The 21,225-nt window shown below is 58.6% G+C and carries 25 protein-coding genes and 1 pseudogene; 9 read left to right on the forward strand and 17 right to left on the reverse strand.

From position 1 onward, the window contains the following. The coding region (locus AC2FFD_RS21595) for a Tn3 family transposase (protein ID WP_496874114.1) at window positions 1–1,555 on the forward strand (1,555 nt) is incomplete at its 5' end. A gap of 238 nt (window positions 1,556–1,793) precedes the next feature. On the opposite strand, the gene AC2FFD_RS21600 is transcribed toward AC2FFD_RS21595, so the two are convergent. The 8 genes from AC2FFD_RS21600 to AC2FFD_RS21635 all read right to left on the reverse strand — a co-directional run bounded on the left by AC2FFD_RS21600 (window position 1,794) and on the right by AC2FFD_RS21635 (window position 7,658). Next, entirely contained in the window at window positions 1,794–2,045 is a 252-nt protein-coding gene (locus tag AC2FFD_RS21600; RefSeq protein WP_037275343.1) for a WGR domain-containing protein, read from the reverse strand. A 5-nt stretch (window positions 2,046–2,050) separates the two neighbouring features. Continuing rightward, window positions 2,051–2,680, reverse strand: coding sequence for a tyrosine-type recombinase/integrase (locus AC2FFD_RS21605; protein ID WP_158524859.1), 630 nt, complete (start codon window positions 2,678–2,680; stop codon window positions 2,051–2,053). Window positions 2,681–2,833: 153 nt separating this feature from the next. After that, window positions 2,834–3,106 carry a chromosome partitioning protein ParB gene (locus AC2FFD_RS21610; protein ID WP_496874115.1) on the reverse strand — a complete coding sequence of 91 codons (273 nt, stop codon included), beginning with the start codon at window positions 3,104–3,106 and terminating at the stop codon, window positions 2,834–2,836. Beyond that, complete coding sequence (locus AC2FFD_RS21615; RefSeq protein WP_067267018.1) at window positions 3,090–3,758, reverse strand: ParA family protein; 669 nt, start codon at window positions 3,756–3,758, stop codon at window positions 3,090–3,092. The genes AC2FFD_RS21610 and AC2FFD_RS21615 overlap by 17 nt, the downstream gene beginning before the upstream one ends. Window positions 3,759–3,869: 111 nt before the next feature. Beyond that, a complete protein-coding gene (locus tag AC2FFD_RS21620; protein ID WP_067267019.1) occupies window positions 3,870–4,904 on the reverse strand; it encodes a replication initiator protein A in 1,035 nt (344 codons plus the stop codon). 218 nt (window positions 4,905–5,122) lie between these two features. Next, on the reverse strand, window positions 5,123–5,674 hold the full coding sequence (locus AC2FFD_RS21625; protein WP_067266998.1) for a hypothetical protein: 552 nt from the start codon (window positions 5,672–5,674) through the stop codon (window positions 5,123–5,125). Window positions 5,675–5,691: 17 nt separating this feature from the next. Continuing rightward, window positions 5,692–7,350 (reverse strand): type IV secretory system conjugative DNA transfer family protein, encoded by a 1,659-nt coding sequence (locus tag AC2FFD_RS21630; RefSeq protein WP_496874116.1) that lies wholly within the window; start codon window positions 7,348–7,350, stop codon window positions 5,692–5,694. Between the two features lie 11 nt (window positions 7,351–7,361). After that, complete coding sequence (locus AC2FFD_RS21635) at window positions 7,362–7,658, reverse strand: mobilization protein (RefSeq protein WP_496874117.1); 297 nt, start codon at window positions 7,656–7,658, stop codon at window positions 7,362–7,364. Window positions 7,659–8,284: 626 nt separating this feature from the next. Between AC2FFD_RS21635 and mobQ the strand changes: the two genes are divergently transcribed. Both mobQ and AC2FFD_RS21645 read left to right on the forward strand, forming a co-directional pair. Further along, entirely contained in the window at window positions 8,285–9,577 is a 1,293-nt protein-coding gene (gene mobQ / locus AC2FFD_RS21640; protein WP_067267002.1) for a MobQ family relaxase, read from the forward strand. Between the two features lie 35 nt (window positions 9,578–9,612). Continuing rightward, window positions 9,613–9,888 (forward strand): hypothetical protein, encoded by a 276-nt coding sequence (locus AC2FFD_RS21645; RefSeq protein WP_067267003.1) that lies wholly within the window; start codon window positions 9,613–9,615, stop codon window positions 9,886–9,888. 32 nt (window positions 9,889–9,920) lie between these two features. Here AC2FFD_RS21645 and AC2FFD_RS21650 read toward each other — a convergent pair whose 3' ends face one another. Then, window positions 9,921–10,130 carry a helix-turn-helix domain-containing protein gene (locus tag AC2FFD_RS21650; protein WP_096873672.1) on the reverse strand — a complete coding sequence of 70 codons (210 nt, stop codon included), beginning with the start codon at window positions 10,128–10,130 and terminating at the stop codon, window positions 9,921–9,923. Between the two features lie 71 nt (window positions 10,131–10,201). After that, window positions 10,202–10,801 (reverse strand): hypothetical protein, encoded by a 600-nt coding sequence (locus AC2FFD_RS21655; RefSeq protein ID WP_067267007.1) that lies wholly within the window; start codon window positions 10,799–10,801, stop codon window positions 10,202–10,204. A gap of 558 nt (window positions 10,802–11,359) precedes the next feature. Between AC2FFD_RS21655 and AC2FFD_RS21660 the strand changes: the two genes are divergently transcribed. After that, the gene (locus AC2FFD_RS21660) at window positions 11,360–12,244 is read left to right on the forward strand and encodes an ArdC family protein (RefSeq protein ID WP_071974168.1); all 885 of its coding nucleotides are present in this window, start codon (window positions 11,360–11,362) and stop codon (window positions 12,242–12,244) included. Window positions 12,245–12,417: 173 nt separating this feature from the next. Here AC2FFD_RS21660 and AC2FFD_RS21665 read toward each other — a convergent pair whose 3' ends face one another. Together AC2FFD_RS21665 and AC2FFD_RS21670 are read right to left on the reverse strand one after the other, a co-directional pair. Continuing rightward, window positions 12,418–13,170 (reverse strand): BRO-N domain-containing protein, encoded by a 753-nt coding sequence (locus tag AC2FFD_RS21665; protein ID WP_071974167.1) that lies wholly within the window; start codon window positions 13,168–13,170, stop codon window positions 12,418–12,420. A 242-nt stretch (window positions 13,171–13,412) separates the two neighbouring features. Beyond that, window positions 13,413–14,276 carry a DUF8810 domain-containing protein gene (locus AC2FFD_RS21670; protein WP_496874118.1) on the reverse strand — a complete coding sequence of 288 codons (864 nt, stop codon included), beginning with the start codon at window positions 14,274–14,276 and terminating at the stop codon, window positions 13,413–13,415. Window positions 14,277–14,640: 364 nt separating this feature from the next. On the opposite strand from AC2FFD_RS21670, the gene floR reads away from it, so the two are divergent. Then, on the forward strand, window positions 14,641–15,855 hold the full coding sequence (gene floR, locus AC2FFD_RS21675) for a chloramphenicol/florfenicol efflux MFS transporter FloR (protein ID WP_084929431.1): 1,215 nt from the start codon (window positions 14,641–14,643) through the stop codon (window positions 15,853–15,855). 93 nt (window positions 15,856–15,948) lie between these two features. Beyond that, window positions 15,949–16,065: pseudogene (locus AC2FFD_RS21680) on the forward strand (DUF3363 domain-containing protein); the annotation flags it as partial. On the opposite strand, the gene tetR(G) reads toward AC2FFD_RS21680, so the two are convergent. Continuing rightward, the gene (gene tetR(G), locus AC2FFD_RS21685) at window positions 16,062–16,688 is read right to left on the reverse strand and encodes a tetracycline resistance transcriptional repressor TetR(G) (protein ID WP_024353490.1); all 627 of its coding nucleotides are present in this window, start codon (window positions 16,686–16,688) and stop codon (window positions 16,062–16,064) included. The pseudogene AC2FFD_RS21680 and the gene tetR(G) sit on opposite strands and share 4 nt — an antisense overlap. Window positions 16,689–16,792: 104 nt before the next feature. Between tetR(G) and tet(G) the strand changes: the two genes are divergently transcribed. After that, entirely contained in the window at window positions 16,793–17,968 is a 1,176-nt protein-coding gene (gene tet(G) / locus AC2FFD_RS21690) for a tetracycline efflux MFS transporter Tet(G) (protein WP_018426326.1), read from the forward strand. A gap of 89 nt (window positions 17,969–18,057) precedes the next feature. Further along, entirely contained in the window at window positions 18,058–18,975 is a 918-nt protein-coding gene (locus AC2FFD_RS21695) for a LysR family transcriptional regulator (protein ID WP_018426325.1), read from the forward strand. Between the two features lie 34 nt (window positions 18,976–19,009). Here the strand turns inward: AC2FFD_RS21695 and AC2FFD_RS21700 are convergent, their stop codons facing one another. Then, window positions 19,010–19,390 (reverse strand): transposase, encoded by a 381-nt coding sequence (locus AC2FFD_RS21700; protein ID WP_496874119.1) that lies wholly within the window; start codon window positions 19,388–19,390, stop codon window positions 19,010–19,012. 103 nt (window positions 19,391–19,493) lie between these two features. On the opposite strand from AC2FFD_RS21700, the gene AC2FFD_RS21705 reads away from it, so the two are divergent. Continuing rightward, window positions 19,494–19,790 carry a hypothetical protein gene (locus tag AC2FFD_RS21705; protein ID WP_496874121.1) on the forward strand — a complete coding sequence of 99 codons (297 nt, stop codon included), beginning with the start codon at window positions 19,494–19,496 and terminating at the stop codon, window positions 19,788–19,790. Between the two features lie 139 nt (window positions 19,791–19,929). On the opposite strand, the gene AC2FFD_RS21710 is transcribed toward AC2FFD_RS21705, so the two are convergent. From AC2FFD_RS21710 to AC2FFD_RS21720, 3 genes are all read right to left on the reverse strand, one after another. Continuing rightward, complete coding sequence (locus AC2FFD_RS21710) at window positions 19,930–20,247, reverse strand: cyclase family protein (RefSeq protein ID WP_258124040.1); 318 nt, start codon at window positions 20,245–20,247, stop codon at window positions 19,930–19,932. Between the two features lie 107 nt (window positions 20,248–20,354). Next, window positions 20,355–20,771 (reverse strand): NAD(+)--rifampin ADP-ribosyltransferase, encoded by a 417-nt coding sequence (arr, locus tag AC2FFD_RS21715; protein WP_258124042.1) that lies wholly within the window; start codon window positions 20,769–20,771, stop codon window positions 20,355–20,357. Between the two features lie 53 nt (window positions 20,772–20,824). Then, the coding region (locus AC2FFD_RS21720) for an aminoglycoside phosphotransferase family protein (RefSeq protein ID WP_496874120.1) at window positions 20,825–21,225 on the reverse strand (401 nt) is incomplete at its 5' end.

Consider the following 21,225-nt stretch of genomic DNA (forward strand, 5'->3'; position numbering starts at 1 on the left):
TCGCCTCTGGGAGGTTGCAGTGCTGTTTCATCTGCGCGATGCCTTCCGTTCCGGAGATATCTGGCTGGGGCATTCAAGGCGCTACGCTGATTTGAAACAGGCTCTTGTGCCAATCTCAGCTGTTTCTGCCATCCCCACATTGACCATGCCTCTTGATCCGGCCACTTGGCTTTCAGATCGAAAGGTGCGGATCACCGACAGCCTGAACCGTTTAGCGCGTGCCGCCAGGCACGGAGCCATCCCCGGCGGGTCTATCGAGAATGGCACACTCAAGATCGAGCGGTTGACAACTGCCGTACCTGACGAGGCGGAAGAGCTCGTCCTCGATCTCTATCGGCAACTTCCAGATATCCGCATCACCGATCTGCTTCTGGAAGTGGATGAAGCCACTGGATTCACAGACGCCTTTACCCATCTGCGAACAGGTGCCCCTTGTAAGGACAGGATTGGGCTGCTGAACGTTCTGCTGGCGGAAGGGCTGAATCTTGGCCTGAGTAAGATGGCCGAAGCCAGCAACACCCATGATTACCTACAACTGTCACGCCTGTCCCGCTGGCACATCGAAAGCGACGCCATCAACCGGGCACTGGCGACAGTCATAGACGCACAATCCAGATTGCCGATGGCAAAGTTCTGGGGCGTAAGCACAACCGCATCCAGTGATGGACAGTTCTTCCCGGCGGCGCGTCAGGGCGAGGCGATGAATCTAATCAACGCAAAATATGGCAATGCGCCGGGGCTGAAAGCCTACACTCATGTCTCCGATCAGTTCGGTCCGTTCGCCACCCAGAACATTCCCGCCACCGTAAGCGAAGCGCCCTACATCCTGGACGGGCTGTTGATGAACGAGGCGGGGCGGAAGATCACAGAGCAATATGCCGACACCGGCGGCTTCACCGATCACGTCTTTGCCGTGACGTCGCTGCTCGGGTTCCGGTTCATCCCGCGTATCCGCGACCTGCCATCCAGACGGCTCTACCTCTTCGACCCGGCGTCAGCGCCAAACGAATTGCGCAGCCTGATCGGCGGCAAGATCCGCGAGGGCCTTGTCGTCCAGAACTGGCCCGGCGTGCTGCGGTCTGCTGCAACCATGGTGACGGGCGTCATGCCGCCCAGTCAGCTGCTCAAGAAGTTCGCGGCCTATCCGCGCCAGCACGAGCTGGCCCTGGCACTCCGCGAAATCGGCCGCGTCGAGCGGACCCTCTTCATCATCGAATGGCTCCTCGATGCCGACATGCAGCGGCGGGCCCAGATTGGCCTGAACAAGGGTGAGGCCCATCACGCCCTGAAAAACGCCCTGCGCATCGGGCGACAGGGTGAAATCCGGGATCGCACCACCGAAGGGCAGCACTACCGCATGGCTGGCCTCAACCTCCTCGCCGCCATCATCATCTATTGGAACACCAAGCACCTCGGTCAGGCTGTAGCCGCGCGGCAGCGGGCCGGGTTGAATTGCGACCCCGCTCTTCTTGCGCATATCTCGCCGCTTGGATGGGCTCACATCCTGCTCACCGGCGAATACCGGTGGCGGCGGCAAACCGGGGCAAAGTTGTGAAGTAATCACCCCTATTTCTTGCCACCTTCACGGCCAACAAACGGGCGCACCACGCTCATCGCCATAACGAAAGCGACCACAGGGCTCAAAACGGGGGCTGTGGCGCGTTAACGTACGATCCTGCACTCAGCCGTAACAGACCCCAAGCAAATAAAAGCGTGACTAGGTTCGAGCGGGATGTCTATATGTCCTAAGGACATATAGACATCCCGCTCAGATGTAAACTGGGCTAATAAAGTTATCCAAACATCGCGAGCTGCTGAGGCTCCACCCAGTAGCCGCGCTGACGCTTGGAGGCTTCCAGTGTAATCAGAGCCGCGACGGCCTGGTTCTCGTCCTCGAACCAATCCATCCGAACCTGACCGCCCTGCCCTATGCGGCCCCATTCGCGGTACAGCGTCCATTCGCCGAACAGGTTCGGCATGACCGCCATCCGGTAGAACCGGGCCATTTTTTGCGCAGGCTGGCGTTTCTCAAGATAGGTCTGCATAGCCGTCACAGGTGATACTTGCGCGCAATTTCGAGGGCTTCGGCCTGTTCGGTACCGATGTATTCCTTGGTGCTTTCAATGCTGGCATGGCCGAGCAGCAGCTGGGCCGCGCGCAGGTTGCCGGTCTGCTGGTAGATATGGGTCGGGAAGGTCCGGCGCAGCGAATGCAGGCCGTAGAGGCTGGGATCGAGATGTGCCTTTTCCAGCCAGGAGCGGAATAGCCGCCAAAGCTGGCTTTCGCTGAGGTGGGTATTGGACCATCGTGCCCCCTGCCCCGTGAAGAGCCAGCCGTGCAGCGGCTTTTCAGAGGCGGTGAGATAGGCGCGCAGGCTGTCGCGCGTGTCTGAAGACAATCGCGCCTGGACCGGGCGCGCATTGCGGGCCTCGGTTTTCTTCTGCCGGATTTCGACGATCTCGCGCACCCCTGCTGGGGTCGCCACATCTGCCACCCGCAGCCGCACCAGATCGGAGCCCCGGAAGCTGGTATCGAGGGCGGTGTTGAACAGCGCCAGATCACGCAAGGCTTTTTCCTGGCGCAGGAGCATTCGGATCAGGGAAACCTGGTCAGGCGTCAAAGGTGGCTTTTTGCCCACGACACGGCCTTTGTTCCAGGTGGTCTCGGTCGCTGCTTTCACGTGCAAATCCTTGCAGGGTTGTATGGATATAATACCCATAAACCTTGCATGACGGAAGTGGCATGTTGCGAGATGCTGCGCTTTCCCCATGTTTTATTGAGTTTTAGGCTAGCGTCCTCATGCGAGCTTTTAATGTAAAGCTTGCATGGTTACTCAGCCGCGATAGGCAGACCACATCCGCTCTATGAGTTGTCCCTGTGTGATCCCAATCGCTTCAGCCTCAGAAGCGATTGCTTCACCAACTTCCGGCAGCACTTTGGGATGTAACTGGTACGTGCGCGGGCTTGGTTTGCGGCCCGGCTTCTTTCGTGGGGTTCGATCCAGAAAGCCTCTCGCTTCGCCAACTTCATCTACGCGCCGTACTTCTTCAACGGTCGTCCCTTTCGGACGGGCTTTCAGCCCCGCAAGCCTATTTGAGCCGCTCATAAACCGCCTCCGTGAATGCCTGAGCGTTTGCCAACGCTTTATCTACCTTGCCGCCTGTGACCATCTCTGGGTCATTCATCATCGCTGTCAGATCGCCCCCATAGGCGAACAGTTCCGAGAACGCTGCGCGCGCGACCAGGGACGGCTCGATCACGTCGATCCCTGCCCCGCTGAGCTGTGCTTCGAGTTCCTTCTGTACGCGGCTTTTGACGGCTGCGCTGGTCTTGGTCAGCACCACCGCATGCCGGATTGACCGCCCAAGCGCTTCTTCCTCTTCGCGAACCAATGCCAGTGCTTCTGAGCCGATCTCTGCGTCGAGCGCTGTTGGCTGCATCGGGACGATCACCAGGTCCGCCTGGGAAATGGCGCGGCTGACGAGCTGGGACGCAACACCTTCGAGGTCCACAATGACGATTTTGCCGTCACCGTCTGCGCTCCGGATGGTTGGAACGATCTCTGAACGACCAACATCGCCCTTCAGGGTCACACCAGAAGGTGCGCCATGCGATGCCCACCGGGTAAGAGACTTGTTCGGGTCACAGTCAAGCACCGTGACGTCCGCGCCCATGCGGGCGAACTCAGACGCCAGAAGAACGGCGCATGTTGATTTTCCAACCCCGCCTTTGGGGCTTGCCATTACGATGACGGGCATTGCTCGATCCTGCCGCTTTGTTGTTACCGGTTGTATATCTTACACCGGAATTAAATCCAATACCTGAATTAAATCTCTTACCGGTTTTATTTCTGTAACCGGTTTTTAATCTCAGGGCCTGCCTCGCTTCTCAAACCACTTTCGGCAGAACCCGATGAAGGCCCGGTCGGCATTGCGGGGTGGCTCAACACACCAGCCGCGCCACTCACGCTCCAGGAAACGAACGTCCCAACCAGGCGCTGCATGGCGCGCTTCTTCGTAGGTGTCAGACTGCAGCGGTGGAATACTGCCTTCAACAAGCTGAGCAGTGGACATCGTGCCGCGATTAGTGAACACCACCATGTCAGCTTCATCTTCAAAGGTAACATGGTAGTCCGGCAAATGGTCATGCTCTGCGAGTTGCCGGATCATCTGCCGAAAGCGCTTCTGTGGGCTTTGCGACCCAGTCTTAAGCAGCAACTTAGCCAGCGTGATGCGCCAGGTTTTCTGCTGCCCGCAATGCTTCCGAGCGATCTCGTACACCCGTCTTTCAATGGGCTTGCGCAGGCGGAAGTAGTCCCGGTGGAGAGTCAGCACTTCTTCGTTCCGGATTGCGTTAAAAACCCAATCTGACAGCTTCACTTCACACCAGAGAAGACGGCCATCGAGGCCATGTTTCCGGCGGATCGACGACGCGTCGATCAGTCCAAAACCATCGACTTGCTCTTCATCGCCAGTGACGATGTTTGTCCTAATCCGCGTTCCTTCGAGGCGATCAAGGGCATCAAGCAAGGACTGATATTCCCGGCCACTTGTCCCTCGGTTGGTGAAGATAAGCAGTTCTCTGGAGTTGATCCGCACACGAGGAGAGACGGCTTCACCTTCTTTCAGCTTCGCCATGATCTGGCTGATACAGTAGATCAGAATGTCCTTGTCATAGATCGTCGCCAAGCCTTTCACGCTCGGCGTGATCTGAAGCCACTTATCGCCATTCTCATAGCGTTTGATCGTCGTCTCAGGCTTCTTTGAGAGGGAATAAAACGGATGCTCCATGTGCTGCATCACGTCCTTCAGGACAGCGTCCGCCACATCACAAATGAACAGATCATGCTGCGGATGGCGATCCGGCAGGAGCGGGGCGAGAGTATTCGTGTTATCAGTTACCATGAGTCGACATTCGTGGTTTTAGTTACCGCAGTCAAGATTCGTGTTATCAGTTACCAAAAGCAGGATTTCAGTTACCGGGATTCGTGTTATTAGTTACCAGAACTCAGGGAAAACCATTATTTTTCAAAGCTTTGCGCCGGTTCTGAAGACGCGTAACACAGATTTTAACACAAATATAACACCCAGCTTCTCAGTCAGAGCCGATCACCATCAGCACTTCACCGCTGATAAAACACGCAGGCATCAACACCCGTGGTTGTCGTGGTCCAGGACGCTCCAAGGACAGCGCACATGGATGCGTTGCTGGCTAAGAAACGAGGAAGCGTCACCGTCAGGACAAGAGTAAGAACGACGGCACCCAGGCCGAACCATGGAAGACGGCTTTTGAAGCGCTCCAGCTTTTGTTCCCGTTCCCAGAGCTGGCGCATTGTGTCCGACCTGGCATCCTCAGCTTTCCTGAGAACTTCCTGAGTGTGGTTGGACGCCCGGAGGAGATCACCGGCCATCTGGCCGACGCGGGTCAGGGTGTCGCCGATCTTGCCGTTGATGGTTGCGCCGACAATCTCGCCATAGTGTTCCGGGTCCGTCTGCTTTTGCGCGGCGAAGGCGGCAGAGCGGGCTTCCGTCGCCGTCTTATTCACGCGGTCGAGCACCCGTGTCTGATCATCCACCCGATCCGAGATGCTGGCGACAGCCGTGGCGAGAAGATCGAGCGTTTCGCGCAGATCATCATCCGAGAGCGGGGCAGGGGAGGCAGGCGTGTCAGACATGGTGGATTGCTTTCGGGTTATGGGGTTTCGGGCGTGAACAGCCCGGCAAATTCAGGATCGGCGTAGTACCGCAGTTTTTGCGCGACGGCGGTGGCCTGCCCCTGGACGCGCAGGAGCTGGCGTTTCGGCGGGAGCTGCATGATTTCATCGGGGGTCAGCAAATCGCGACCCGTGAGGTTGTTCGAGAAGCTGGGGCCATCACCGGGCTTGAAGCTGTCAGTCTGGAACCCGGCGGTTTCTTGGCCGATCATCTGGCTCAGCCACTTGGCCGTCTCGAAGTCATTCACCCCAAAGACCTGTTGCACCCCGGCATTGGCGATGAAGGTGCCAGCGCGTTCGCCGTAAAGGTCCTTGAGCTGGCTCATGTCTTGGAGGATCGGCCAGAGCTGAAGCCCGTAGCCCGCCATCAGCCCCATGGCGCGCTCTACGGCCTCCAGACGGCCCAGGGCGGCGAATTCATCGAGGAGGAAGAGGGCAGGGGCCGTAAGGCGCTCAGAACGGCCCTCTGACGCGTTCTGAGGCCGCTCAGCGTCTCGCGCAATGTCCTGAAGGGCCTGAGAGACCAGAAGGCGCAGCCAGCGGCTGTAGGCGTCCATCCTGTTCGGAGGCAGCACAAGGAACACCGAAGTGATCCGATGGCGCAGATCGGAAAAGGCGAAGTCCGAGCGCGCCAGACACTTCGCGATCCGGGGCGAGTCCAGGAAATGGGTGTGCCGCTGTGCGTTCGACAGAACCGAGGCGGCTTCTCGATCCGCCTTGCCGAGGAAGCGGTTGGCGGCGCGGGCGATCAGCCCGCCTGCCTCGTCGCTGTCCTGCATCAGCTCCAACAGAGCGCGCAGCTTTTCCGGGGGCAGGGTGAGATATTCCCGGACGGTGGCGAGGGACCGGCGGTCGCGGTCCTCGTGGCAGACGCAGAACATGATCAGACCGCCGAGGATGGCTTTCGCCTCCTCGTTCCAGTGGGCTTCCGTCACCTGGCCCGGCGGGTCCATGACCAGCGCCTCTGTCAGGGAGGCGGCATCCTCGCCCAGATCGAGGCTGTGCGGTGTTAGCCGGTCGAGCGGGTTATAGCAGGCCGAGGGGTGCCCACTGACCTCGAAGGGGTCAAGGACATGGACCGTTCCAAAGCGCCGCCGGGCCTCGCCCGCGATCCTCGCGTTCTCACCCTTGGGGTCAATCACCAGGACCGAGCGTTCCGCCGCCAGCAGGTTCGGGATCACGGTGCCGACGCCTTTCCCGGCCCGTGTCGGGGCGAGGGTGATCAGATGCGCCGGGCCGTCATAGCGCAAGAGCCGCCCTGTGTGCGGATTGCGTCCGATCAGAAGTCCGGCATCGTCTTGCCCTTTGCTCCGCTCCAGCTTCTTCAGCTCCTTGCGGTTGGCAAACCGCGCCGAGCCGTGGCTGTCGCCGGTCAGCCCGAAATACGCATCCGCCCCTGAGGCCATGCGCCAGTACTGGAACCCGAAGACAGCACCCACGAACATGAATGGACCGAAGACCAGCCATTGCCAGGCGCTTTCGCCGGGCGTCTGGTCGAAGAAGGTGAAGATGAACGGTGTGGCCACAAGCGTTCCGAGCATCGCTCCGAAGGCCATCGCTCCGATCAACCATCCGAGCATGATAGGCGTGAAGATCAACCGACCGAAGAAGCGGAACAGACCCCCGAAGACGAGCATCACGCTCCGCATCAGGTTGCACCGTCATCGCTTGGGGTAGGGGAGGGAGCGTCCCACTCCGCAAAGGCTTTGCGATCCTGTTCGCGGGAGAGGTTACGGATCAGCCGGTCGAGCATGGCGGCGGCATTGGAATCCCGTTCCGCCAGGTCCATGAGCGCCCCGCCCAGGATCACCTTGCGCCGTGTATCCAGCTTGCGCTGTCTGGTGGCTTCCCGGTTCTTCAGAGCCTGAAGGCGGGCCTTGGCCTGGGCGTAGCGTTTCTCGGCACGTTCAAGCTCAGTCTCGGCCAATTCGGGAATCCACTTCAAAGAGGGCAGGTGTAAAGGTTAGGCTTGCCACAACCAGCGATAGCGCTTACCCGTAGGCCTGTAAAGGACAAGGGCGCACTTATGCAAACTCTCCACCTATGGTTCCGAGATTTGCGTGCGATCTCCTTGAGGCAGGGCCTCAGCCGATGGCGAACTCCGTCCGACGCGAACCGCGCCGGAATGAAAGGCCCTCCCGGCCTCTCAAACTCTCCAGGGCCAACTTTGGCAGTTGGATCGCGTCCCGCAATGTCGCACCAGTGTCTCGCCCGATGCCCCACGGTGGGGGCCGGTCTGCCACTGGCGTCTCCCTTGCGGGTGGTTCGTGTCGCCGGACCTGACGGTGCCGACCCGAACCGGGTTTGCCTCCGGCAAACCGCCAGTGATCTGTCCCCATATCCCGCCCCCCATGAGGCTGGGGATCTGGGGGCAGATCACTGGCAAGCCCGCGCCTCGGAGAGCCAAAGGCTCGCTTCGGGCGGGCTGTCTTTTCCATTCGTAGCGCGCCGGGGCAGGGCGCGATCCATCGGGGAAAAGACGGCTGACCCGGTGGCCCATGTTGGGGCAAGGGCCGGGGTCAGCAGCGGCGCGCGCGATGATCGTTCGCATCACGGAAGAGGGGAGGGCGCATGGCCAGCTACCACCTCTCTGTGAAGACGATCAAACGCAGCGCCGGACGCTCTGCCACGGCAGCCGCGGCCTACCGTGTCGGGGAGCGCATCGAGTGCCAGCGTGAAGGTCGTGTCCACGATTACACCCGCAAGCAGGGGATCGAGGAGACCTTCATCCTGGCACCGAAAGACGCGCCGGACTGGGCCACGGATCGGTCCCGCCTCTGGAACGAGGTCGAGGCCAGAGAGACCCGCCGCAACTCCGTCACCGCCCGCGAGTGGGAGCTGGCCCTGCCCTCCGAGATCAGCGCCGAGGACCGGTCGCAGATCACCCGCGACTTCGCCCAGGAGCTGGTCAGCCGCTACGGCGTGGCCGTCGATGTGGCGATCCACGCGCCGCACCGGGAGGGCGATCAGCGAAATCATCACGCCCATGTTCTGACCTCCACTCGCAGGCTGGAACCAGAAGGCTTCACCGCCAAGACTCGCGTGCTCGATTCCGCGAAGACCGGTGGTGTCGAGATCGAGCAGATGCGTGGCCTCTGGGCCGAGTTGCAGAACCGCGCGCTGGAGCGGGCAGGGGAGGTGGAGCGCGTTGATCACCGGTCGCTCGAAGCGCAGCGCGAGGCCGCCCAGGAGCGTGGCGACAAGCTGTCCGCCGAGGAGCTGGACCGCGACCCCGAGCTGAAGCTGGGGCCAGCGGCCAATTCCATGGAGCGGCGGGCGAAGGCGATGGCCGAGCGCCAGGGACGGGAATACAAACCCGTCACCGAGCGCGGGGCCGTGGTCCATGCCGCCCGCCAAGCCCGCGCCGCGTTCCGTGAAATGCGCGCGCGGCTGGAACTGGCGCGCGAGACCTACGGCATCGAGCGCGAGGCCGGGCAGGGCCGCGTCTCTGCCGGTCTGGCGGCACTCAGGGCTGCGACTGCGAAAGATCACGACCGCGACCGAAACCCGGATGACTTCCGGGAGCGGCTGGCGCGTGTCTTGGGCCGGTCACGGGACCAGGACGACACGCCGAAACCGGAAGGCCGCAATTATGCGCGTGAGCGGCTGAAGGAGATCATGGAAAAGGACGCCGGTCGCGACGGCCAGGCAGCGGTTCACAAGCTGGACGGTCACAGCGAGTATGATCTGGGCGAGGAGACAGGACGCGCGGCGCGGAAGCCGTCCGTCAACGAACGCCTGAAAGACGTGCTGAACAAGCCGCGCGGGCGGCTGGAGATCGAGGACGAGCGCGAACAGGAGCGCGGTGACGACGAGAATGAAAACACGCGGGACAAGGATCGCGGCGAAGGTCACAGCCTGTGACGCAATCCGATGGCATATCAGAGGAGACTGAACGGATGTATGAAGTGTTCAACGTGGGCAAGACGATCTTGCTGGACGGAAAGCCGCTATCGCTTGTGACGCCCGCAGGTGTTGAAGGCTGGATCGAGAAGGGCATCCCGCACAGCTTCCGCTATGACCAGGTGCGCGATCCGCTCGACGGCAAGATGAAATACCGCTGTCTCTATGAGAAGGACGGGGCCGATGTGCCGTTTGTTCTGGTCAACGATCCGGACAGTGGCGACGGGAGGGTGATCCTGTTCGATCAGAAGCCGGATGCCTCGGTCGAGTGAAGCAAGCCAGAGATCGCTGCTCTCGCGTCTGGCTATCGGGGTTCGAACAGGACATCCGCGTCAACCTCCAGAGCATGAGCAATCTTCTCAATCGTGTCGATGGTCACAGAAAATCGCGCGTTCTCGATCTTGCCAACATAGGCACGGCTGAGGCCTGCCTGTTTCGCCAAGTCTTCCTGGCTCAGGCCAAGGTTCTTGCGACGATCAATGATGTTCTTTGCTACGCGTTCTCGGAGGTTCATCCGGTAGTTTTACCCTGCCGCCAGCCATCGGAACCACGCGATATATGCGACATTCGTTGAATGGTGGTTCTTCACTCGCCTGACTGCAACTCCTTGGCAAGATACAAAAATTTCTCAGCGCGAGTCTTCAAATAATCGGCTTCGTTTTGATCTAGCCGCGTTGCGGTTATCAGTGTTCCTGGTTGGATGTTGAGAATGCCGACGCCCGCAGAATCTGGTTGCGCAAGTCGCAGTATAGTCAGCAAACCTCGCTCCTTTTTCCGGGGTAGTTGTTCCTTCCCGAAATGCAGGAAAATAATTCGTCTCTGGTTGTTTGCCTCAGTACGCAGATACCAAGCTGTCGTGATACGTAGGCCAGAAATGTCTGCTTCTACCGGGCTGCGTCCTTGCCAGATGAGCGCGTGATCTTCTTTTAGGTCCAGATAATTTTGGCACAGAACCTTATATCCGGCAGATTTGTTTGCGGAAACGCTAGAATGCAGCGCCAAGAATTTTTCAGTCGAAATCTTTTTATCTTCAAGAGAAGCCATGGCTTCCCGGAATTGCTTGTAGCGGTCCCTTGCAGGGTCATATGGCAAGTCGAGGTCACCAATTATACTTTTGACCTTTGCCTTGTCTTTTCGCTTGTCTCCGTATGCAAACTCGATGAACTGAGTGACCCTGATCTTCATCTTGGCTCCCTGCTTGGCTCTACTGGAGATTGTATGGTTTTCCGTGGAACATATAAAGAACAATTTGATGTGACGGGTCTTCTGAGGAAGTCAGCTTTGCCAGCCATCATGCTGGACAGATTGGGCCTATGTTCGCTCTGGCAGCAGAATTTGCAGTATGAATATCCTGTGATCCCGGCAGCGTGCCGGTCTCGCTTTGAGAGATAGACAGGGCAGGGGATCGACGGGCTAAAGCCCGCTCACCCCAACCCTGACAGCTTCCAAATTCTGTTGATCCGCCTGCCATCCCGGCGGGTCCGAGAAAACCGGCAAGCGCCGCCGGTGGCGTCGGTTCCGGTCGAGAATTCCGGTTCCTCCCACACGCAGGCGCGCGGTTCCCTCCCAAATTCACGCCCTCCACCCGGTTGTCACGGCCCCGCCAGGCCGCAGGACGGGCTTTGCCCTTACCTGCTCTGCCCTTCGGAATGCATGGGCATTCCAAAGATCAGAACAGGAAGGCCCGCCCATTGGCGGAAAGGGGAAGAGACCCGGCCCGCGTCACTCAAAGGAGGGTCACAAATGACCGCAGAGAAGTTTGACGTTTATTCCCATGTCACCAATCAGATTGTCGCGCAGATCGAGGCGGGGACGCCGCCCTGGCGCAAGCCGTGGACCGGTGGAGGAGGTGGGGTCAGCCTGCCGGAACGGTTTAACGGCGAGGCCTATCGGGGCATCAACATCCTGATGCTTTGGGCGACAGCGATGGCCAAGGATTACAGCTCAGCCCGCTGGATGACGTTCAATCAGGCCAAGCAGCTTGGGGGCCATGTTCGCAAGGGCGAGAAATCCGCGACGGTCGTGAAATACGGCACCGTTGAGCGCGAGGACGAGAACGGCGAGGAACGCCAGATCCCCTATGCCAAGGCCTACCGCGTGTTTAACGCCGACCAGATCGAGGGCTTGCCCGCTGAATTCTACATCCTGCCCGATCCGCCCCGTGATCTTGGCACCAAAGCCGATCCTACGTTGGAAGCGTTCTTTGCAACAAGTGGCGCACAGATCGACAGCACCGAAGAGCCGCGTGCCTACTACAACATCAAGACCGACCGCATCCACATGCCGCCGATTGGCACGTTCCACCGAGCCGCAGGATATTACGGCACCTTGGCACATGAGCTGACCCACTGGACAGGCGCGACAAAGCGGCTGGACCGCTTGGGCAGGTTCAATGACCGTAAGGCATACGCCTTCGAGGAGCTGGTCGCGGAGATTGGCAACTGCATGCTTTGCGCGCAGATCGGGGTGGAGCCCGAATTCGACCAGAGCGCTGCATATGTTGAAGGCTGGCTTGAGGCGATGAAGGAAGACAACCGTGCGATCTTTCGCGCCGCGTCCGAGGCGCAGAAGGCCGTGGACTACATCATGGAGCGCACCGCGCAGGCCGACCGGATGGCAGCCGAGTAACAGTCCGCACCACTGCAATGATCGAGGCCCCCGTCAGCAGGCGGGGGCCTTTTGCGTTCTGGTGTGATCCAGGTGGTGGGCGGTTTCAGGGTGACCTGTCGGCGGGCAACCTGAAGGCCACCCGCTGACAGGCCCGGCGCTTCGCGCGGACGCCCCCAAAGGGGCGAACGATCTTAAGCTGCCTTCGCTGGTAGCAGCTTGGGCAGATGGGGCAGCGCCGCTGGGTCGCGAGTGTTGAAATAACGCTCCGAATGCTCGGGAATCCAGACGTTATCAACGAACTCGATGAATAGCGGCAGCATACTGTTTGGATACTGTCGTGCATCGCCTTCCCACTCATCGGTCTTGTGTGAGTACATCGAGTGAGACCCACTCAGCCGGGGATGGTTCTCGTCGAGCCACTTTGCGAAGAGCTTTCCTACGCTGGTATCGGGGCGTAGTTGTGTCCCATTCGGGGCCCGGTCCGCCATCATGTGGCCGACCATTTCAAGGCGTCCCCACAACCTGACAACCAGTTCGTTGATCACTGAGAAATGACCCGCGCTGACCCTGTTCCAGTTCTCGTTGTAGCGCTTGATAAAGGCTGGAACGTGACCACCATAAGAGCCAGTTTTCCGAATGCTCGGAAGGACTTCTGAGGTGATCCATTTCTTAAAACGCTTTGCTTCTGGCTTGGATGAGCGCAGCACGAGAGAGTAGAGGCCGGACTCGCTGATGACGGTGGTCTTCTGCTCCCTGCCCATGGCGTCGGAAATTCCGACGCCATCCTTCTCATCGTCATCAAGACGGCTCGCGGCATCCCGTGGGTTCGCAATTCCGATCTTTTTGCAGACCTCAGTCAAAACGAACCAAGGCTCTCCTTCACGGTCGATAACACGGAACTGATCGTTGTCTTCGTACTCAAAAATTTGCATTGTATACTGCATTTACGTCCTTTCATGACGCTGGTGCAGTACGATTTTGCTTGACGGGTGTTCCTCTTCATGGGACATACCCTTTGACAGTTAAGCCGAATCGCACTGCGGTTACGGAAAAGGACCGACCCATAAAGGGTTCGGTCCATTTTTCATTTTAACAGAAAATTTACCAAATTGCAAGCGTGAGTTCTTCGATTGTTCTCTTGCGTCTCCAGGCGTTGTGTTTGGGCAACAATCTGTGTGCGCGCCGGTTAGATTGCCGCCTCTAGCAGCCCGATTTCGTCTTCGGTCAGGTCGAACAGGTCATAGACGATGCTGTCGATCCGGGCTTCGGCCTGGGCGATCTCAGCGGTCAGGCGGGCGATCTCAGCGCGGTCGCGGTTGATCCAATCCTCCCAGTCGGACCGCTCGGCCAGCGGGATGTCGGCCTTGAACACCTTCTTCACCTCGGCGCGGAAGGCGGCAAAATCGGGCAGTGTCCACCATTCCTTGAGCTTGTTGGTCAACTTGGGTTCGCGGTCAGGCGGGCAGAGATCGGGTATCCGGCGGGTCAGAGCGGTTTGCAGGCTATAGCGAGCCTCTGCGTGGGTTTGAGCAGTTTCAGCGAGGGTGGCAAGGGCGGCTTTTTGAGCGGGAGTGGCATCTGGAATGGGTAAAGGTTCCAAGTATTGTGATTTCATCCGAAAATAGCCGCCCCTGGCCACCGTCGTTTCACTAATTAATGAAAACCACAAAACAGAAGATGATAGTAACGCCACCTCAAAGTGGCTCGCGTCAGGTATGCAGAAACAAGTCATGTCAATGTAATTACCTGTATCGACTGAAAAACTGGGTCGATTTGCGATGTCTCGGTAGATTAGCTTGGTGCCCTCATAAGTGGCTTGATATTTCTGTTGTGGCTGTTGCAGCTCAAACCATTTCTGCTTGGCAGCTCTAGCTGCGAGCTTTGCCTTATGAGGCCGAAGCCAATCTTCGATTGCAGGATAGTCTGAGATATTAATACCTGCTTTTGGGATATAAATTATCCATTTTTCTGGCGCTTCAGATTTCCATTGCTGGAGCTGGGTTCCAAACAGTATTGGCTTCAACAAATCGGTCGATTTAGGGTCAGCCAAAACAAGGTTGTCACGTTCTGAACGAGTCAGGATGAAGGCCGCATTATAACCAGTCTTTATCCTGCATTCCCCAAGTGGCGTGCCGCTTGCGGCAGAAAATCCTTGTCTAGCGCTCGGATACAGGCGATCTTCACCTCAAACGACACGCCACTTGGGGAATGCAGGTTGCAACGCAACAACTAATTCGATAAGAGCTGCTATTCAATTTCGTAATCGTGGAGCCATCAGCATGGGAAATTCCAAGTCAGCAGACAAGTAAGCCGCAACATCAGAATTGTTGTTGCGGCGCTCTGTAAGACCAATCCCATCTGATTGCTGACGAGCAGACGCTGCCCGGTATCCTTAATCGAGCGGTTGATTCGTCATGACCACCACACGCCCCGCGTGGGCCTATACGCTGCCGGCAGCCTTGCTGCTTATGGCTCCCTTCGACATCCTCGCCTCGCTGGCGATGGATATTTATCTTCCAGTCGTTCCGGCGATGCCGGGCGTCCTGAACACGACTCCATCCATAATCCAACTCACGTTGAGCCTCTACATGGTGATGCTCGGTGTGGGCCAAGTGATCTTTGGGCCACTCTCCGATCGCGTCGGGCGACGGCCGATCCTGCTTGTAGGCGCAACGGCTTTCGTTGCTGCGTCTCTGGGAGCGGCTTGTTCTTCAACTGCATTAGCCTTTGTTGCGTTTCGTCTGGTTCAGGCTGTTGGAGCATCGGCCATGCTGGTGGCCACCTTCGCGACCGTGCGCGACGTATATGCCAATCGTCCCGAAGGTGCCGTCATCTACGGCCTTTTCAGTTCGATGCTGGCGTTCGTGCCTGCGCTCGGCCCTATAGCCGGTGCGCTGATCGGCGAGTTTTGGGGATGGCAGGCGATCTTCATCACACTGGCTGCACTGGCTTCGCTCGCACTCTTAAACGCCAGTTTCAGGTGGCATGAAACCCGACCGTTGGATCAGGCCAGAACGCAACGATCTGTTTTGCCGATCTTCGCGAGTCCGGCCTTTTGGGTTTACACGGTCGGATTTAGTGCCGGCATGGGCACATTCTTCGTTTTCTTCTCGACAGCCCCCCGTGTTCTCATAGGCCAAGCCGGCTATTCCGAGATCGGATTTAGCTTGGCCTTCGCGACTGTCGGGCTGGTCATGGTCACGACAACCCGCTTCGCAAAGTCCTTCGTTGCCAAATGGGGTATCGCGGGATGCGTAGCGCGCGGGATGGCGTTGCTCGTTTCCGGCGCGATCCTGTTGGGGATCGGCCAACTTTTCGGATCGCCGTCATTTTTCAGCTTCATCCTGCCGATGTGGGTTGTCGCGGTCGGCATTGTCTTCACGGTGTCCGTTACCGCCAACGGCGCACTTGCGCAGTTCGACGACATCGCTGGATCAGCGGTTGCGTTCTACTTCTGCATCCAAAGCCTGATAGTCAGTATCGTCGGGACATTGGCGGTGACGCTGTTAAACGGCGATACAGCGTGGCCCGTGATTTGTTACGCCACGGCAATGGCAGTGCTGGTGTCGTTGGGGCTGGCGCTCCTTCGATCCCGTGATGCTGCCACCGAGAAGTCGCCAGTCGTCTAGCCGACGACTGGAAGCAAGCCCGCTCCGATGCGGCGCAATAATCTTCGAAACCTCGTGAATGGCGGTATCCTGTCTGGCAAGATACCGCTCATTTCCCTTGTCCCGTGGCGGCCGGTCATCGACCGCCAGCTCGGCTGTGAGGTCATAGGCATCGTGCAAAGCGGATCGGTGTCGTGGCAGTTGGGGCGGCAAAGGGGCATAAGCCTCTAATCTGTTGTAGATGAACGCAGCCGCTCGAAACCAGCGATGAGGCTGTCGAGTCCGAAGTTGAACGCAGCATCCATGCCGTCTGTTTCCAACTCGTGAAACAGATCGTGCAGGAAGGACGACGGTGCTTGCTCGGACACATCTGGCCTGTCCGGAACTCTCTCATCGGCATCAGATGCCTGCTGCTCGAGAACGGAACCGACCACATAGTGACTGACCGCCCGGAGCGCCCAAACAGCGTGCTTCGGACCAAAGCCCGCCGCGCAGAGAAAGCGTATTTGTGTCTCGGCAGCGCCAAAATTCGGTTCTGTCGGTCGAGTGCCGGCATGGATGCGCGCCCCGTCGCGATAATAGAGCAACGCCGTTCTGAAACTCTGGGCGTTCTCTTTCAGGAATAGCCGCCAGTCTTCGTTCTCTTCGGGTAGCGAGCGGGTGTGGCGTTCCGTCAGCATTGCCTCGGCCAGTGCGTCAAGCAGCGCGCGCTTGTTCTGGAAATGCCAGTAAAGCGCAGGCTGCTGAACCTTGAGGCGTTCAGCGAGCTTTCGCGTCGTCAGGTTGTCCATGCCAACCTCGTTCAGCAGCTCCAGCGCCGCTGCGATCACGGTGCCCTTGTCCAGTTTGGTCATTCACGTTCCTTCGCCAACGCTTGACAATTTATCACCGATAAGTTCTATGTCTATGTCCTTATCATTGATAAAGTCGCTCGCATTGAGCGGCGCTGGAGTTTCAGGTGCGCAGCTCTGCCATCATCGCCCTGCTGATCGTCAGTCTCGACGCCATGGGACTCGGCCTCATCATGCCGGTCCTTCCGACGCTTCTGCGCGAGCTTGTGCCGGCGGAGCAGGTCGCTGGTCACTATGGTGCCTTGCTGTCACTCTATGCGTTGATGCAGGTCATCTTCGCGCCCGTGCTTGGACAATTTTCAGATGCTTACGGTCGGCGTCCGGTGCTTCTGGCTTCCCTTGCGGGAGCCGCAGTCGATTACACGATTATGGCATCAGCGCCGGTCTTATGGGTGCTCTATATCGGCCGGCTCGTCTCCGGCATCACGGGCGCAACCGGAGCTGTAGCTGCCTCAACCATTGCGGATTCGACGGGGGAAGGTTCTCGCGCACGCTGGTTCGGCTACATGGGGGCCTGTTATGGGGCAGGCATGATTGCCGGGCCAGCACTTGGTGGTATGCTCGGTGGTATTTCTGCCCATACTCCGTTTATCGCCGCTGCCCTTCTCAACGGCTTCGCGTTCCTGCTTGCCTGCATTTTTCTCAAGGAGACTCATCGCAGCCATGGCGGGACCGGAAAGCCGGTTCGCATCAAACCATTCGTTCTGTTCCGGCTGGATGATACATTGCGCGGGCTAGCTGCGCTTTTCGCAGTTTTCTTCATCATTCAACTGATCGGCCAAGTGCCTGCGGCTCTATGGGTCATCTATGGCGAGGACCGTTTTCAGTGGGACACCACGACTGTTGGTTTGTCGCTTGCGGCGTTTGGAGCAACACATGCGATCTTCCAAGCGTTTGTTACCGGCCCGCTTTCAGGCCGGCTTGGAGAGCGGCGTACGCTACTCTTTGGCATGGCTGCGGATGCGACTGGCTTCATTCTTCTGGCTTTTGCCACGCAGGGATGGATGGTGTTCCCGATTTTGTTGCTGCTTGCCGCCGGAGGTGTTGGCATGCCGGCCTTGCAGGCAATGCTCTCAAACAATGTCAGCAGTAACAAGCAAGGAGCTTTACAGGGAACGCTTACAAGCCTCACCAATCTAAGCTCTATCGCGGGACCGCTTGGCTTCACGGCACTCTATTCTGCCACCATAGGAGCATGGAACGGTTGGGTTTGGATTGTCGGCGCGATTCTCTATTTAATATGTCTGCCAATACTACGCAGACCTTTCGCAACTTCATTGTGATTGAGTCATGGCGAATTGGTATGCGTAGACTTACGAGGAATGACGGATTAAATCCGTTGAGCCATCATCTCCTCTCGGGGCGAGTGCCGATGATGACCTTAGTTCACACTCTCGCCGTCGCCGAATATCTGAACTTCCGCCACGCCGCCAATGCGCTCGGCGTGGCGCAATCCAGCGTCAGCGCCCGCGTGAAGGCGCTGGAAGAAGACCTTGGCATCGTTCTGTTCGAGCGCCATGCGCGGGGTGTTCGGTTGACCGAGGCCGGACGCCACTTCGTCGAGCGGATAGCCGCAGGCATCGACCAACTCGACCATGCGGTGAAGACCGCCGGCATGGCGGCAGCCGGAGAAAGCGGCCGGCTTCGCATCGGTATCCATGCCCTGATCCCTCGCAGCTTCCTCGCAAAGCTGATCGGCCAATACCGCGAAGACCACCCCGGCGTTGAAGTCGAAATGACCGAAGGTACGGCCCGCGATGCGGTCATGCAGCTTCGCGCCGACCGGCTGGACGTGGTGTTCGTGGCCGGCACGCCCGAGCTGCCCGACTGCCATTCCCGCCACATATGGACCGAACCGCTCGTGGCGGTGTTACCGGAGCGGCATCCGTTCGCCGAGCGGTCGGCCGTTACATGGGCCGATCTGGCGGGCGAGACGTTTCTTGTTCGGCATGGCGGCACTGGCCCGCAAGTTCATAGCCATATCGTGCTGCGCCATGCCGGACTCTGGCCCGCGCCGTCGATCCTGCGCTTCGACGTGGGGCGCGGCGCGCTGCTGTCCATGGTCGGACAGGGCTTCGGCATCACCATCGTCAGTGCGGCCACGGCGCTGTTGCCGTCAACCGGCATTGTCTTCTTGCCCTTCGCCGACGAGCCGGAGCCGGTCGCCTTCTCGGCTGTCTGGTCGCCGTCCAACCGCAGCGCGGCGCTTCGTAACCTGCTCAGTCTCGCCAACGACATGGGCCGGCAGGTCTGCACGAATTCGGTACTGCCACGGATAGCGAGGGCGTGAGCCGAAGTGGTCGCGGAAGCACCGTCCGGGACTGTTATTGCCATCGCCGGAAAGCGACACTTGCATTAACGCCGCCAAAGCCGAATCCGTTGGAAATGGCATGTTCCATGAGAATGGGCCGCGCAGATTGGTGAACTAGGTCGATACCTGCGGCAACAGGATCGGGGTTTTCTAAAGAAAATGTCTGATATAAAATTCGAGTGTGAGTTCTGCGGCGGGCTGTCAGAAGACCTAAGAGCCCATACTTCGCCGCAACATCGCAGACCCGCGCGCCGGGCTGAAAACTCTCGGCCACAATCCGCGCCTTGAGATCATCCGGCCAACGCCGACGACCGGTCGGGCCATCAAGGACCTCGATCCGCGACACTCCATTCGACCCACGCACCTCCATCCGGTGCTCGTTTTGGTGCTCCATGGCAAGCCTCCCGCAAACTCAGTTGCAGGACGGCATGCCCGAAGTCACATCAAGCCGAAACCACGGGGCCGGCGCACCGCTTACCCAGCAAGGGAGTTTCCCGATTGACAGCACCACGCATGCCCTGCCCGCGACGGCCAAGCAGATCGCCTATGCGCGGTCTCTCGCCCTGCGCAACCAGACCCTCCTGCCCTGGGAGGTTCAGAAGGACCGTCGGTCGCTCAGCGCCTGGATCGAGGCGCAGGCCCAGCTGAAGCCGGTATCTGACATGGACCGGCTGCCGACCTCAAAGCAGGTAGCCTTCGCGGAGAAGCTTGCACGGATCAAACGGCGCGCCGTTCCGGACGAATGCTTCCGCGACAAGGGGCTCATGTCGAAGTGGATCGACGGGAACAGGTGAGACAGAAGTAATCCGTACCAGCTTGACCTGTGGACCAACAGCTAGTTGGTAGCGCGAAACGTCAGCTAGGGGCAGCTTTATGCACTCTCCTCTAGCCGGAGATTCGCGCCCAAGCTCTAACTGGAAAGGCACCCATTCCCTATGCATGAACCGGGGCCGCAGAGAAGTGAAAGCCGGACGACGGAAGCTTGTGGAGGTCCACCAAGCTTTCAACAACCGGAATGCTTGCCGCGAGCAAGATGGAGTGAGCCGGACGCGAAGGGTCATCCGTATCGTCCACATTGAGGCTGTCGATCCCGACAAGAACTGCTCCCTTATCGCGCAAATATTTGGCTGCACCAGCTGTAAGAAACGGATGGTTCACGAAATAGCTCGGTGTTCCCCATCTGGAAGAGTACCCAGTTTCGATAGACCTTATTGTTGTCGGTCGGAATTGCGCCAATAAAGCGTCCGACATAGGTCATGATATCGTTCCTTCTAGATAGTGCTGCTCGGCAAGTACTTGCTAGTCAGTTTTTTCGAGTGGCGGGTGACTTTTGTGCTGCCCCAAGTGGCAACTATTTACTAGTCAATTATGACGTTTGCGCCTTCAGCGTTCAGGCGCTCGAGCCCTTGCTTCATATTGAGAACTTGTTCCTCTGGATGTCCCTGCCAGTTCTTCACCTCGGCGATGATCCTTAACGGATCACGCGAGCGATATGACATGGTCGGATTCCCAGGAAACCGCTTGTCGGTCAGATTGGGGTCATCTTCAATCGGACCGGTCGGCTCGACCACATAGATGCGCTCAGGCCCTTCACCCTTTGCGAGCTCAGCGCCCCATATAGCCGCATCCATTGTTGCCGAAAAGTAGGTCCAGGAAAGCGCGCCCTCTTCGAGGAAGTTGGAGCCGTGGCCCACCTTGATCACGTCGCCTGGTTTGAGGTCTGCTTTCGTCCCGTGGAAAAAAGACTGTGCAAACTGCTTCGCTGCTTCAGACATTCGGTTCATTCTCCCTTGCTGTCCAAGTTGTATCTTGTGGTTGCCACGCGATTTCAGAGATCCAGCTCTGCTGCGGCAAATCGAGCGACCTCGATGGCAACAGATACAGCGTCATCATCATGAGAGCTCCAAACGCAAGAAAGCCCGCACCATGCCAGTATCCACCGAAGCAACCGATGACGTTCGAGGTCAGCGGCCTCTGCCACCAGATCGAGGCGCCGCAAGAAACGGCCACGATCGACAGCGATTCGATGATAAGGCGCTGTGAGATCAGGATTGAGGAACATAATGGCATAGTCGAACCCGCGTTCCCCAAAGAGTCCCTTGGGGTCAATGGCGAGCCACCCCCGCTCGGGACCGAAATCGAGAACATTGTAGCCTGCATTCCCCAAGTGGCGTGTCGTTTGAGGTGAAGATCGCCTGTATCCGAGCGCTAGACAAGGATTTTCTGCCG

The organism is Ruegeria sp. YTSC002 (assembly GCF_059609845.1).